The organism is Methylocystis silviterrae, assembly GCF_013350005.1.
GTDB classification, from domain to species: domain Bacteria; phylum Pseudomonadota; class Alphaproteobacteria; order Rhizobiales; family Beijerinckiaceae; genus Methylocystis; species Methylocystis silviterrae.
Map to the genome: position 1 here is coordinate 40576 of NZ_JABVWW010000020.1, position 14043 is coordinate 54618.

The window sequence follows — 14043 nt, forward strand, 5'->3', positions numbered from 1 at the left end:
TTAATCCATGAGCACCGATGCGGGCCGTTCGCTACTGCGCGGCAGGAACATCATCATCGCCGCGGCCTTGATTGCGCTATTCGGCGCATTCGGCGTCCGCATGTGGCGCTTCGTGGCGCCCCCCGCGCTGCCGACCCTGCTCGAGGGCCTGCCCGAATCGAAAACCGAGGCCGACCAGCGGCTCTTCCAGGCGCGGCTCGCCAAACGCTTTCACCTGGGTTCGACGGAAGTCGAAGATCTCATCGTCGAACTGCGCGACGACGGATTCACGGTCGACGCCGACAATGACGTCGCCACATACGAACGCCGAGCCGACATTTCCGACAAATGCCGACGCAGCGCCAACATCCACTGGTCTCGGGGCGAAGGCGACGAGCTTGCCACGATCACTGGCGGATACTCCCTGCACTGCCCGCACTGAACGAGCGCAGGCTTGACGGAATCCTGCTAGGACGACTGCGATGATTCGCAATCTGCTCTCGGTCGGCGGCTTCACCCTGCTCTCGCGCGTGACGGGATTTCTGTCGCTCGCCATGCAGTCGGCGATCATGGGCGCGGGCGCCGTCTCGGACGCCTTCTTCATCGCCCAGCGCCTGCCCAACAGCTTTCGCGCGATCTTCGGCGAAGGCGCGTTCAATGCGGCTTTCGTTCCATCTTACTCCATGGCGATTGAGCAGAAGGGCGACGCGGCGGCCGAGGAATTCGCCGGCGAAGTCTACACCCTGCTCCTCGCCTCGCAGATCATCTTGCTCGCGATCGTATGGGCGTTGACCCCCCAATTTGTCTCTCTGATCGCGCCTGGCCTCGACGACCGGCCGGAAAAATTCGCGCTGGCCGTCAATCTGACGCGCATCACCTTTCCCTATCTGCTTTTCATCACGCTCTTCGTCTTGCACATGGGCGTCCTGAACGCGCGCGGCCGCTTCGCGCTTCCAGCCTTCGCCCCCGTTCTGATGAATCTTTCCGTGATGGCGGCGCTTGCCGTCGCCTTCCTTTTTCCAAACGCCGGCTATGCGGCGAGTTGGGGCGTCACAGTTTCGGGCGTTCTGGAGCTCGGATTATTGATGTGGCAGGCGCGGCGCATTGGCGTCCTGCAACGCTTGCGCAAGCCGCATTGGGCGCGCGTGCGCGATTTCTTCATTCGCCTGGGGCCTGCGATCATCGGGGCGGCCAGTCCGCAGATCGCCGTGCTCGCCGACACAATTCTTTCATCAATGCTTCCCGACGGCGGCGTGTCGTCGATTTCTTACGCGGAGCGGTTGTACCAGCTTCCCGTCGGCGTGATCGGCATTGCCGCCGGCACTGTGCTGCTGCCGGAGATGAGCCGCCGGCTCGCGGCGGGCGATGAGGCGGGCGCGCTTCACGCGCAGAGCCGAACCATGGCGCTCACCGTCGCGCTGGCGGCGCCGTTCTTTATCGCCTTCGACACGATCCCCGAGTTGATCGTCGCGGGGCTCTTCCAGCGCGGCAAATTCTCGGCGGCCGACGCCTACGCCGCCGGGGACGTGCTCGCCGCCTATGGCGCCGGTCTGATGGCGCTCGTGCTGATCGCCTCGGCGCGCGCGAGTTTTCAGGCGCGCGGCGACACAAGAACGCCGATGCTCATCGCGCTGGCGGCGCTCGCCGCGAATGTCGCGTTGAAGATCGTGCTGTTTGGACCGCTCGGCGCGGTCGGGCTTGCGACGGCGACGTCCGTCGGATTGTGGATCAACCTCGCCGCGCTCGTCGGACTCGCGCTCGCTCAGGAAGGAATGCGATTCGACGCCATTTTCGTGAAGACGCTCGGCGCGACGTTTGTCGCCTGCGCCTTTCTCGCCGCTATCGCCATTTTCGGGCGTTCATCCGCCTTGGCTCTTGGCGCGCATTTCGGCGCTCTCGCCAATCTCGTCGCGCTCACCGCGCTCGCCGTCGTCGGCACGCTCGTATACGCGGGCGTCCTTCTCGGGGCGCTGCGCGCGAGCGGCGTGACGATCGCAAGCCTCAGACGATAGGGATCAAACGAACTGCGCTATGCCTGGGATCGAATCGACGATCTCCCGCAACTTTTCCGGCCCGACTTTCTCTTCGGCATAGCCGAAAATCTCATGACCCAGTGTAGGAATCTGGCCCATATCGATGCCAGCGCCGTTCAGCTTGGCGGCAAGGCCCATCAGCCCGCCCATGCCCCCCATCAAGCCCCCAAGCCCGCCGCCGCCGCCCGCGGATTCGGCGGACTGGATCGCCTCAGGGGCGCCGGGAAGCTGAGCGAGTAACTCCGATACGGTGCCGTCACGCGATTCCTTTTGAAGAAATCCCAAAACAAGACCCACCGCCGTCCTGGCGACCTCTGCGTCAACGCCAAGAGCCGCCGAGACGCGCGCCACCAGTTCATCCATTGCAGGCCTCCCCTTCGCAAACCGAAAGACGCCGGACTGTCGCCGCGACTGGAAGGAAAATCAAGCGTTCCGATTACGCTTATGCGCCCGCCGGATGGCTGACGCGCGCGACGCGCGTCAGCCCGACCGTTACGCCCGTTTGCGCAGATCCGTCGGCGAGTCGGTACGCTCACGCAGGGCGGGCAGAATGTTCCTGATTTTCTCGGCGCCATCGGCGCCAAGGATATTTTCGGCGCGCTTCACGACTTCGCGCACCAAAGCATCGGTCTGAGCTTCGCTGATTCCGAGCTTTTCGAGCTGTCCGGCAAGAATGTTCACATCGGCGCGGCCGTGCCCGATAAAGCTCGTCATGCCTTCGATGACTTGTGTGACGCCGCCGTCGCGAACCGACTGCGCCGCCTCGATGTCTTGCTGCGCGCGCGGCATCTTGGCGATCATGACCTGCATATTGCCGGTCGTGTCCTTGTCGCGAAGGAAACCGAGTACAAGGCCGAGGGCCGCTTTGGCGACCGTCGGATCGAGTTTCGTCTCGGAGACGACGCTACTGGTAAGCTCTTCCATTGGACATCCTCCACGCGAACCATTGTGGTTGCTGTAGATGTCGCGGCGACGCTGGCCTTCAAGCGTCGCTATACAGCCGACTAAGCGGCGTCGAGGCCGTAGAGCGAGTGCAGCGTGCGAACTGCGAGTTCGGTATACGCCTCGTCGATCAACACGGAAAATTTGATCTCCGACGTGGTGATGGCGCGGATATTGACGCCCTTCTGTGACAGAGCGCGAAACGCCTGTGCGGCCACGCCGGCGTGGCTGCGCATGCCGATTCCGATCGCGGAAATCTTGGCGACGTCCTTTTCGCCAGTTATGCTCGCGAAGCCGATCGCGTCCTTGACCTTTTCGATGATTGCAAAGGCGCGCTCGTAATCAGCGGTTCCTACGGTGAAGGTCATGTCGGTCATGCCCTCCTCGGAGACGACCTGCACAATCATGTCGACGTTTATTCCCGCCTCGGCCAAGGGCATGAACACCGCCGCCGCGACGCCCGGCTTGTCGGCGACCCCCCGAAGCGTGATCTGCGCTTCGTCGCGCGAGAAGGCGATGCCTGTGACGACCTGGGCTTCCACAATGTCCTCCTCGTTGCAGATCAGCGTCCCCTGCCCCGGGTTTTCCGGGTCGTCGAAGGACGAGCGCACATAGGTCTGCACGCCATGCACCATCGCGACCTCGACCGAGCGCACCTGCAGGACCTTCGCGCCAAGCGACGCCATTTCCAGCATCTCTTCAAAAGCGATCTTGTCCATGCGCCGCGCCTTCGGCACGACGCGCGGATCGGTGGTGTAAACGCCATCAACGTCCGTATAGATATCGCAGCGCTTGGCCTTGATCGCCGCCGCGATGGCGACGGCGCTCGTGTCCGACCCGCCACGTCCGAGGGTTGTGATCCTCCCGGTTTCACGGTGCACGCCCTGAAAGCCGGCGACGACGGCGACTTCACCGCGGCTGAAGCCTTCAATGATGCCAGAGCCGTCGATCGATTCGATCCGCGCCGCGCCATGCGTGGAGTTGGTGTAGATCGGCGCCTGCCAGCCGAGCCAGGAGCGCGCGGGCATCCCTGCCTTCTGCAACGCCATGGCGAGAAGCCCGGCCGTCACCTGTTCTCCCGAGGCGACGACCGCGTCATATTCGCGCTGGTCACAAAGCGGCGCCGCCTCCTTGCACCAGGCGACAAGCTCATTGGTCTTGCCGGCCATCGCCGAGACCACCACAGCGACCTCACGCCCAGCATCCACCTCGCGCTTCACATGGCGCGCGACATTGTGGATGCGTTCGACGGTGGCGACCGAGGTGCCGCCGAATTTCATAACCAGGCGTGACATGAAGACCGAAAATGGGCGAGGCGCTCGCGTCCCGCAGGAAGCGGCGCTATATGTGTCCGCGTCGGCGGACCTGTCAACGGCAGCGCTCCGCCAAGGGTTCATGCGCAAGTTCCTTGTCCTTCGAGGCGCGCGCTTTGCGCGCCCCTCAGGATGAGGAGCTTGCGCATGATTCTCCGCATCTTCGCGAGGTTCCTCTTGCCCCACCAGTCCGCTCCCCATTCCGCCAGCGTCGACCCCGAAGACGTCGCGCGTTTCAACCGCCTGGCCGAGCTCTGGTGGGACAAGAATGGCAAAATGGGCATTCTCCACGAGATCAATCCCATTCGGGTCGCCTATATCCGCGATCACGTGCGCCGGTTCATCCGACATGACGCCAGCGCGCTGAACGCGCCGGGAGATCGACCGCTGGAGGGCGTACGCATCGCCGATATCGGCTGCGGCGGCGGCATATTGAGCGAGTCGCTGGCTCAGCTCGGCGCTCATGTGACCGGGGTCGATCCCGCGCCCAACAACATCGCCATCGCGCAACGACATGCCGAAACGTCCGGGCTGGACATCGATTATCGCAATATCACCGCCGAAGACCTCGCCGCGGCCGGCGAGCAGTTCGACGCGGTGGCGGCGCTCGAAGTCATCGAGCATGTGGAAGGGCCCCGCGAGTTCGTCGCCATGCTGGGGCGGCTGCTGAAGCCCGGCGGGCTGCTCTTTCTGGCGACGATCGACCGGACGACGAAAAGCTATCTGCTGGCCATCGTCGCCGCCGAATATGTGCTCGGCTGGGTGCCGAAAGGCACCCATAACCATGACAAATTCATCCGCCCGGACGAACTCTCGTCATGGGTGCGTCACGGCGGCATGCGGGAAATCGATCGTGTCGGGATGAGCTTCCAGCCGCTGACCAGAAGCTGGCGAAAAAGCCACGATACGGACGTTAATTATCTGATGGCCGCCAAAAAAGAGGAACGCTCGCGCCGCGGCTGAACTGTCCGCTTGCGGACAAGGCCCTTTCGTCCAGAACGAAAACGGAGGGACGAATTCCTCACCAGGCCATTCGTACGCCGCCGGTAAATGCGTGCGCGTTGTCGCGGTCGGTGAAATTGCCTTCATAGCGGAAATAGAGGGAGGTCGCGGCAGCGACCGCAGTGTTCGCCGAAAAACCGACCACCGCGCCGTCGCGCCTCGGCGCAATGCCATAAGTCGTAAACGAAATCGGCGGCGCGCCGACGAATGATGCGCTTACCGGACGGGCTGCGTCGGCATATTCGTGGCTCCAGTTCAGCCTGAACTGCAAGGCGAGCTTCTCGCGCCAACCGAGATCGATGAAACCGCCGATCTGAGCGCCGATCACCGAGCGCGCCGAGCTGGTCGTCTGCCGCGCCACGCTGAGGTTGATCGATTGCGCGCCCGTCTCGCTGAAGGCGTTCTGAACGCCTGTATAGGCCTGGAGGCGGGCGAACGGCGTCACATAGGCGTTCGCCGCCGTGCCCAAGTCGATCCGATAGCCCGTCTCGGCCTGGCCGTAAAACTGATTGGCGCCGGCGACGCCGTTCGCGACGCGCTGAGGCAGTCCGGGAAGGAAGATGCTGCGCCACATTTTGTTGGCGCTGTAGGCGTAGCCGGCGAGCGCGTCGGCGTAGATCGGCCCTTCGGCGTAACCCCCATAGAGGCCCGTCAGAACAGTGTCTGATCCGCCCTTGGCGTTGAAGCCGCCGATCCATTGACTGCCCGCGAGATAACCCGCTGTGACGCCGACCCGCACATTGGGCGTGATCGTCCGGTCGACCCCAACGGCAACGCCGCCAAAATTATATGTGACTCTGCCCGTGCTTCCGGCTGCGCCGACGGCGCCCAGTCCTCCCAGAGGACCGCCCCAAACGCTCCAAACGGGACGGGACGTCGCATCGCAAGCATATTTGCACGGTTCGGCCAGCGCATACCAGGCGCCGTTCGTCGAGCTGCGGCTGGCCTGATCGGCAAAATTATTCATGTTCGCAAAATTATTCATAAAGAGCTGCGCGCCCTGCACCATGGCGCTCGAAAATGCGGCGTATTCATTGCCGCTCATCGCGTTCAGCGCCGCTTGGCCCTGGGCGCTGGAAGTGGTGTTGACGGCCAGAGCGCCGAGCACCGCGGCGAAATCGCCGATGGCCATGTTGACGCCGGCGTCTAGCGCCGCGCCGACGGCTAACTGCGTCTGCGTGCGGGCCGCCGCTGCAAACCCACCAACCTGCGTGTTCAGATAGACGCTGTTGGAATCATAGCTCAGGCTCGATTGCAGAAAGGGATAGTTCTCGTTGACCGAGGCATAGGCCCCGGTGAGGCCGCCGGCGGCGTTCAGGATGCGGTACGTCGTACGCATGCCGAGAATAGAGCCCGGCATGGCATAGACATTGACCGCGCCGCCCTGGATCGTAGCCGCGCCGCCGACATTGATGAGATCGCTTCCGTCGCCTTGGACCTCGACCAGGTACGAGCTGCCCGCCTGTTGCGTGTAATCGCCGGCGATTATAAGCGTGCCGATTGAGTTGCCTGGCGCGATCACGCCGCCGTTGAGGACGTCGCCGTTTATCTCGCCGCCGCCCGCCAGCACGCCCGCGTTGACGAAGTCTCCATTCACCTGATTGTTATTGGTGAAAAGCCCGAAATTAGAAACATTGCCGGCGATCACGCCAGTGTTGGTCGCGGCGCCGCCATTGACGAGGTCGCTCAGCATGTCGCCTGTGTTCGAGAGCGTTCCCAGATTTACGAGCGAAGCGTTGACCGACTGAAAGACGCCGCCGTTGACGAGCGTCGAACCATGGGCCACCCGATAGCCGCCGCCGGTGATGAAACTCGCGCCCGGCATGGTCGTGAGATCGCCGACCATCGTTCCGCTCAACCCCAGCGTCGCGCAGCCAATGCCGGGAGCGCAACCGACCGTGGTGCCGCCGGTGTAAGTGTTATCGCCGCCGAGCACCAGCGTGCCGGAACCGGAAAGCGCCAGCCCGCCGCTGCCGCTAATATTGTTGCTCCAGAAATCGAAGGCGTGGAACCCCTGCTTCGAGGCGTCCATGATCACCGACACCGTCCCAGAATTAAAGGCGCCATAGCCGCCCGCAGCCGCATAAAGATTCAGCCGCGCCCAGCCGCTGCCGTCATCGAGCGGCACGCCCGCCGGCAGCAGGGTCGACGTCAGAATATCAAGCTGCTGAGAGGCGCTGAGATAGGGAAAGCGCGAAGCGATCAAGAGATTGGAATTCGCAGGCGCAACATTCGTGCTGGTCGCCGGCAAGATCGACGGCAGACCATAAGTCGACTGCAACGCATAGGCCTGATTGGCGGCAGTGAGAGCGCTGGCGGTCGGGAAAACGCCATTGGCGATGCAATTCGCCACGGCCGCGCCGGCACAGTCGGCATAGGGCACGGCAATGGCGGATTCGCCCGCCGCGTCGCGGAGGTGTTCTTGCAGGTCCGTATAAAGTTCCTTGAACTGCGCGGCGAAATCGCCGCCGTCTGTATAATATTTGTAGGCGTCGGCGTAGAGCGGCTCGCCGGCCATGAGCTGCGTTATGACGTAATAGGAGAGAACCCGCCCGCCGATGATGTCGAGCGGATAGTGCACGCCCAGAATGTTCCGACTGAGGCCGAACTGCTGGGCTGACACCATCATGCTCTGATACGCCTGAGGCGCCAGCATGGCGTAGTAAAGGGCCGAAGTGTTGCCCATGATCGAATGGCCGCTGGGGAACGACGGCACGGTTTGGTTAATGTCCCATCCCAAGCAGTTCGTGTCCGGCGATGCGGTCGCGCAGTTCGGATTCGTGAACGGATTGTCGGCGATGGCGCTCGACACCTGATAGGGGCGCAGGTCGTTGGTGAACGGATTGGAGACCGAGCCGCCCCAGTTCGTGACGAGATCGCGCTGCTGTACGTAATAGTCGTTGTAAGAGTGGAAATTGTCCTTGAGCGTGCCGATTTGTTCGATGTGGTCTCTCAGCTTAGCCAGCACGCCCTCGATCTGTGTGTAGACCGGAGCCGGGGAAGCATCGGTCAATTCGCTGGCGATCGTCGTCGCCAAAGGAGCGTTGATCGCTACGCTCGGAAATTTGGTGAATGAGGATGCGTTGAGCGGATAGGCGCTCGACGTCGAAATCATGCCCCAGAGATTGGCTTGCACCGTTATGAAGGGGCCCGTAATTTGATTGAGCTTCGCCTGATCGCGCTGGTTTTGCGTTGCGCCGGCATAGATGGCGTTAATGGCCGCGAGATTTCGGTCGAGCAGGTCTTTTCCCGCGGGCGAGTTAGGATATCCGGCGAAAATCTGAAGCAGCGCGGATTGATCGCTCGTCAGGCGCTCGCAGTAATAACGCTCCTCCGGGTTGGAGAGCTGCGCGCAATTCTCCTGAGCTGAAATCGGCGTAAGGCCGGCAACAAGAAAGAGCTGCGCGAAGGCGACGGCTGTGAGCCGCGCGCCAGCCCGGCGCAGACGCCGGAATATGGCGCGAGGCGCACGCCAACCAACGGCAAACTCCGCTACGATCACAGACGTCCCCATAGCTCGGCTATGAAAAAGCAGTGGCGTACGCGCTTGTCAATAGCAGAGTTCAAGCTCAACAGGGCCGGAGCCCAACGCCTTCGAGCTTTGCTTTAGGCTCTTGTTCACGCCCCCCACCATCGTTAGAATCCGCGCCTATGCTTAGGAAGTGTCGCACATGCTCCCGTCTTCTCGTCGCTGTCGCCGCCATCGGATTGGCGATCGCCTTCGCTTTTAACGCTGCCGAAGCGAAGCCCAAGCCGGGCGCCGAAGACGCCCCGGCCGAGGATGCAAACGCCAAAAAGCGGAAGCCGGCCAAAAACGAAAAAGCCGAGAAGCCGGCCGACAAAGGCTCGGACAAGCCCGAGCAGCTCGGCAGCTATGGGGAATGGGGCGCCTACGCCGCCCAGAACGGGCGCAGCAGGACCTGCTATGCGCTCGGACAGCCCAAGGAGCGGACGCCAAAAGCGAAGCTCAAGGACGCCTCCGCCTACATTTTTATCTCGACACGGCCGGCGGAAAATATCCACAACGAGGTCGCGATCAATCTGGGCTATCCGACCAAGGACGGCTCCGCCGCGATCGCCGACATCGACGGCGACAGTTACGAACTGATCACCAAGGGAACGAACGCCTGGGTGAAGGATCAGTCGCGGGAGCGCGAATTCGTCGGCGCGATGCGCGGCGGCGCCAAGCTCATCGTCAAGGCCGCTTCGTCGAAAGGGACAAGCACCACCGACAGCTATTCGCTCAAGGGATTGTCGGACGCGCTGGCCCGCGCCGTGCAGGAGTGCAAGTAGATCCTACCGCGGCCGGACGGCCGTTATCGGACCGTTGTTGACCGACGCCGCGATTGAGCGGATCTCCGTCGCCACGCCAGGATATTTCGACGCCAGTTGATCGAGATCGCCGATTTCGACGTCCTGCGGCGTGACGCCCGGCCATTCGGTGCTGGCGCCGAAAAACCAGCGTCCGCCGCCCAAAAGCCGCGCCGTGTGAAAAGTGTCGCCGGGAATCAGCAGCTGAACGCTCTGGCCGGCGCGCAGATCCGGTCCAACCACCACGCGCTCGGTCGAGCCGTCGCCATGCAGCATGAACAGCTCCAGCGGATCGCCCAGATAATAGTGATAGAGCTGATCGTTGCGGATTCGGTGCAGCCGAACCGGCGCGTGCGGCGTCACCAGAAAGTAGAGCGCTGAACCCGCCGGCCCGCTGCGCGCGAAGGGCGGCGGCAAAGCGTCCGCGCCGAAGGACAGCTTGCTCGTATAGGTGATGCGGACGAAGCCGCATGTCGCGTTGGGCTCGAGCGCGAGCAGATCGACGATCTCTTCATAGCTCAGAGCTTCGGACATGGCCGACCCTACCGTTTGGACGAATGGCGATGGCGGATCATTCGATAACACGTGGGCAAGCTGAACGGCAGGCCTTCCGACCCATCGGGCGACGCCTGGGTCCACCAAGTATAAATCTCATGATACCAAGTATTTGACCAACAGAAATACTGTCTGTGGTCCTTGTTTCTATGGACCGTTTCCGCAGACTACGCCCAGCCATGGCAGTCCCCCTGTAGCTGTCCTGGTGGACGGCGGCGGTTTTCATCGCTGCATCATCCGTCGCCGTCCCTGTCCTTCCGGCAAAAGCCGAACAACACAAATGGGAGAGGCAAATGGCCGTTAATGTTCACGACGGCGAAGTCGGCAAGATCCTCGTGTATCTGATCGGCTTCACCGCTTTCGTCATCGTCGCTCTTACCTGGGTTCCGCATTGGATCTCGCCTGACAGCGCGAACATCACCGGAAACACCGGCAACACGGCGCGCATGATCGAGTGACGTCGCGACGCTCCGGGAGCCGTCCCTTCCGGAGCGTCGACGCAGGCGCGTCGCGCCAGTTGCAAAGCAAATTCGTTTCCGGCATAACGACGCCGCGACGGTTCGGCGTTACGCATGACCGGCGCGACGGATGCGGGTGTAGCTCAGGGGTAGAGCACAACCTTGCCAAGGTTGGGGTCGAGGGTTCGAATCCCTTCGCCCGCTCCAATTCAACGCGCTCCGCGAATTCGCCCCCACTTGCGGAGACCGGGGTCAGATGCTGACGACGCGCGCCCCCGCGAAAATCAATCTTACGCTTCACGTGCTCGGCCGTCGGGAAGACGGCTACCACGCGCTCGAAAGCCTCGTGGTCTTTTCCGGCGCGGGAGACACATTGTCCTTCACGCCGGGCGACGCGCTGTCGCTCGATATTTCGGGCCCCACCTCCTCTGCCGCAGGCGCCGGCGACGACAATCTCGTGCTGCGCGCCGCACGACGGCTCGCCGAAGAGATAAGGGGCCTGCGGCTCGGCCGGTTTCGACTCGAGAAGCGCCTGCCTGTCGCGGCTGGCATTGGCGGCGGCTCGTCGGACGCTGCTGCGGCGCTGCGCCTTTTGGCCAAGGCGAATCATCTCGCGCCGGACGACCCGCGGATCATCGAGGTCTCGCGCGCCGTTGGCTCGGACGTGCCGGTCTGCCTCGACCCGCGCGCGCGCATGATGCGCGGCGCCGGAGAGACTCTTGGCGAACCGATTCGCCTTCCGCTCCTGCCGGCCGTGCTGCTCAACCCCGGGGCGCCGGTCGCAACGGGACCCGTCTTCGCCGCGCTCGGACTGCGACCGGGCGCGATGCGCGAAGGCGCCGCGCATTCCGACATCGCCGCCCGGCCAAGCGCGGACGAACTCCTTGCGGCGTTGGCGAGGGGGCGCAACGACCTCGAAGACGCCGCCTGTCTGCAGGCGCCCGTGATCGTCGACGCGCTCGCCATGTTACGCGGCGCCCGCGGCTGCAGGCTTGCGCGGATGTCCGGCTCGGGCGCGACATGCTTCGCGCTGTTTTCGACGCGGCGCGAGGCGGTGCGCGCCGCCAGCGTCATTCGCGCCCAGCACCCGGGATGGTGGGTCAAGACGGCCGTGCTGAGATGACCCGCCGGCCGCCGCCCAAGGACCGCAGCGCGCATGAGAGGGGCCGCCGCGCGACGGTCGCTCAGTCCGAGACGCGCAGCCCGTTCCGCTCCGCCTCACACGACCTCGTCACGCTTTATGGCGCGCATCCGGTGCGCGCCGCGCTGATCGCGCGCAAGCGCAAGCTGCTGACGCTTTACGCGACCGAAACCGCGCTCCCGCGCATCAACGAGCTTGCGCAGGCGGCGGGACTCGAGCCACGCCTCGTCGACTCGCGCGATCTCGAACGGCGGCTCGGTCCAGAGGCCGTGCATCAGGGGTTGCTGCTCGAAGCGCGTCCGCTGCAGGAAGCGGACATTTCCGACATCGTCAGCGTCAGCGGCGTCGTCCTCGCGCTCGACCAGATCACCGATCCGCATAATGTCGGCGCGATCCTGCGCACGGCCTGCGCCTTTAACGTCGACGCGGTGATTGTCACGGAACGGCATAGTCCGGAGTTTTCCGGCGTCCTCGCCAAAGCGGCCTCGGGCGCGCTGGAGTTCGTGACGATCGTCTCCGTCGTCAATCTCGCGCGCGCGCTCGACGACCTCGCCGCGCGCGGCTATGCGCGCGTCGGACTGGATTCGGACGGCGCCGAATCGCTCTCGACCATTACGCTGTCCAAGCCGCTGGTGCTCGCGCTCGGCGCCGAGGACAAGGGATTGCGGCGCCTCACGCGCGAACGCTGCGACGCCGTCGCGCGGCTCGATCTTCCCGGGCCGATCAAGAGCCTCAATGTGTCGAACGCCTGCGCTGCGGCGTTGAGCGTGGTGACGACTCGGCTCGGGTGAGCGCCCTGCGTGGGATTGACCTCTCCGCCGGCTTGGACGCATAGAGAAGTCGCGCGATGCGCCTCGATGACGCCACGGGCCGGTTTAGCTCAGCTGGTAGAGCAACTGATTTGTAATCAGTAGGTCGCGGGTTCGAATCCTGCAACCGGCACCAGAAATCGACATTAATACAGCTATTTATGAAAATGACGGAGGCGGCGGACACGAGGCTCTTCTCTTGTGTCCGCACGGTGTCCGCAAACCACTCCATCCCTCGCAAACGAAAAAACGAATGCGGCGCCCGTGAGGTGCAGGTCATGCCGGACTGGCCGCCGTATCTGGCTTCCAGCTAGATTGCGCCAAGCATGCGGACGATGGACATCAGCGACATTCCCATGCGGCGCGGCTTCGTGTATCTGGCGGCGACAATCGACGTGTCCAGTCGGCGGATGCTGGCGCATCGTGTTTCGAGAGAGGAAAATTAATGTTCAATAGTTGTGCACTGCCTTCCGGCGCTGTCCGCTTCTTTCTAATGTTCGCCTCGGCCTTCGCGCCATTTGGCGCCCCTGCGTCTGCCCAAGATGCTCCCGCTGGAAAGCCGTCCGCCACAGTGACGATCGAGCAAATCCAGGTCGCGTTCATTGGCTCCGGCTCGCTTGGCGGTGGGACACTAGAATACGCTGGAAAATCCTATCCCATCACTGTTGGGGGATTGGGAATTGGCGGTATAGGAGCTTCCAAATTGACGGCCTCTGGCGCCGTTTATGGCCTTACGAGGCTTTCGGATTTCCCTGGGGCTTACGTTCAGGTGCGACGAGGTTGGGCTATTGCTGAGCGCGGGCAAGGGACGATGTGGCTAACGAATGGGAATGGCGTCACCATGAAATTGAGCGCAACACGCCAAGGATTACAGACTGCGCTGGGGGCAGACGGCGTGTTGATTGAATTCAAGTAGCCCAAGGCGCTGAGCCGCCTTTTCTGCCGCCTGCGGGCCGCGTATTCGGAGATAGTGGGCGTCGTGTCCCTCGCGCGGCGCTGCCACGCCAGGACCGCAGCCGTTCGGTTGAACGTGTTTTGAAGTGTGGCGATCTCGGTCACGTCGAGTGGAATGCCTAGCAAGGATGGCGGCTTGCGAAGGCTCGGCGGGAAGGGACAAACTTTGAAGGCTACAGCTTGAACTGGCCGCATGTCGACCGGAAGATCGAAATGATTCTAGGCAGCCATCTGTTTTCCATGACGAGGACCAACGTCACATCCTATGATGCAGCCATTGTTCAGATGTGCTTCGTCATGTATCCTTGAACTTATCCCTTACGAAGCACGCATTTCATCCATGATGTTCATTTCCACATTCTTCCCGCTGATCTGAACAGCTGAAAGTCGTGTCGGCGCATCTGCGCCGTTCAGATCAAGCCCCCTTGCTGGCGCGGTGGTCCGACGGAGAATGTGTATAATGCCCAAATCTAGGGTCCAGACTCATAACCAATAGCTGATTGTCGCCGCGATGCAGACGGCTGCGAGAAAGTTAGTTGCGCTTCG

12 protein-coding genes and 2 tRNA genes are annotated in these 14043 nt (G+C 62.8%); 9 read left to right on the plus strand and 5 right to left on the minus strand.

Annotation, left to right across the window (positions count from 1 at the left end):
* The first annotated feature begins 7 nt into the window (after positions 1-7).
* Both HUN39_RS16120 and murJ read left to right on the plus strand, forming a co-directional pair.
* Positions 8-421: a hypothetical protein gene (locus tag HUN39_RS16120; RefSeq protein WP_175095495.1), complete on the plus strand. Its 414-nt coding sequence runs from the start codon at positions 8-10 to the stop codon at positions 419-421.
* Between the two features lie 40 nt (positions 422-461).
* Complete coding sequence (gene murJ, locus HUN39_RS16125; protein WP_175095496.1) at positions 462-1991, plus strand: murein biosynthesis integral membrane protein MurJ; 1530 nt, start codon at positions 462-464, stop codon at positions 1989-1991.
* A gap of 3 nt (positions 1992-1994) precedes the next feature.
* Here the strand turns inward: murJ and HUN39_RS16130 are convergent, their stop codons facing one another.
* From HUN39_RS16130 to HUN39_RS16140, 3 genes are all read right to left on the minus strand, one after another.
* A complete protein-coding gene (locus HUN39_RS16130) occupies positions 1995-2375 on the minus strand; it encodes a DUF2267 domain-containing protein (RefSeq protein WP_175095497.1) in 381 nt (126 codons plus the stop codon).
* Positions 2376-2504: 129 nt separating this feature from the next.
* Positions 2505-2936: a hypothetical protein gene (locus HUN39_RS16135; protein ID WP_175095498.1), complete on the minus strand. Its 432-nt coding sequence runs from the start codon at positions 2934-2936 to the stop codon at positions 2505-2507.
* A gap of 80 nt (positions 2937-3016) precedes the next feature.
* Positions 3017-4249: an aspartate kinase gene (locus tag HUN39_RS16140; RefSeq protein WP_175095499.1), complete on the minus strand. Its 1233-nt coding sequence runs from the start codon at positions 4247-4249 to the stop codon at positions 3017-3019.
* A 165-nt stretch (positions 4250-4414) separates the two neighbouring features.
* Between HUN39_RS16140 and ubiG the strand changes: the two genes are divergently transcribed.
* Positions 4415-5230 (plus strand): bifunctional 2-polyprenyl-6-hydroxyphenol methylase/3-demethylubiquinol 3-O-methyltransferase UbiG, encoded by an 816-nt coding sequence (ubiG, locus tag HUN39_RS16145; RefSeq protein WP_210267016.1) that lies wholly within the window; start codon positions 4415-4417, stop codon positions 5228-5230.
* 58 nt (positions 5231-5288) lie between these two features.
* Here ubiG and HUN39_RS16150 read toward each other — a convergent pair whose 3' ends face one another.
* Complete coding sequence (locus tag HUN39_RS16150) at positions 5289-8771, minus strand: autotransporter domain-containing protein (protein WP_175095500.1); 3483 nt, start codon at positions 8769-8771, stop codon at positions 5289-5291.
* Between the two features lie 149 nt (positions 8772-8920).
* Here HUN39_RS16150 and HUN39_RS16155 point away from each other — a divergent pair, with 149 nt between their 5' ends.
* The gene (locus HUN39_RS16155; protein ID WP_175095501.1) at positions 8921-9562 is read left to right on the plus strand and encodes an invasion associated locus B family protein; all 642 of its coding nucleotides are present in this window, start codon (positions 8921-8923) and stop codon (positions 9560-9562) included.
* Between the two features lie 3 nt (positions 9563-9565).
* On the opposite strand, the gene HUN39_RS16160 is transcribed toward HUN39_RS16155, so the two are convergent.
* Positions 9566-10114 carry a cupin domain-containing protein gene (locus tag HUN39_RS16160; protein ID WP_175095502.1) on the minus strand — a complete coding sequence of 183 codons (549 nt, stop codon included), beginning with the start codon at positions 10112-10114 and terminating at the stop codon, positions 9566-9568.
* 314 nt (positions 10115-10428) lie between these two features.
* On the opposite strand from HUN39_RS16160, the gene HUN39_RS16165 reads away from it, so the two are divergent.
* The 5 genes from HUN39_RS16165 (at position 10429) to HUN39_RS16185 (ending at position 12679) form a co-directional block, all read left to right on the plus strand.
* The gene (locus HUN39_RS16165) at positions 10429-10593 is read left to right on the plus strand and encodes a hypothetical protein (protein WP_170162507.1); all 165 of its coding nucleotides are present in this window, start codon (positions 10429-10431) and stop codon (positions 10591-10593) included.
* Positions 10594-10725: 132 nt separating this feature from the next.
* Positions 10726-10800, plus strand: a tRNA-Gly gene (locus tag HUN39_RS16170).
* Positions 10801-10849: 49 nt separating this feature from the next.
* The gene (locus HUN39_RS16175) at positions 10850-11716 is read left to right on the plus strand and encodes a 4-(cytidine 5'-diphospho)-2-C-methyl-D-erythritol kinase (RefSeq protein WP_175095503.1); all 867 of its coding nucleotides are present in this window, start codon (positions 10850-10852) and stop codon (positions 11714-11716) included.
* Entirely contained in the window at positions 11713-12525 is an 813-nt protein-coding gene (locus HUN39_RS16180) for a TrmH family RNA methyltransferase (protein ID WP_175095504.1), read from the plus strand. The genes HUN39_RS16175 and HUN39_RS16180 overlap by 4 nt, the downstream gene beginning before the upstream one ends.
* Positions 12526-12603: 78 nt before the next feature.
* Positions 12604-12679: transfer RNA gene (locus HUN39_RS16185), tRNA-Thr, on the plus strand.
* Positions 12680-14043: the final 1364 nt, after the last annotated feature.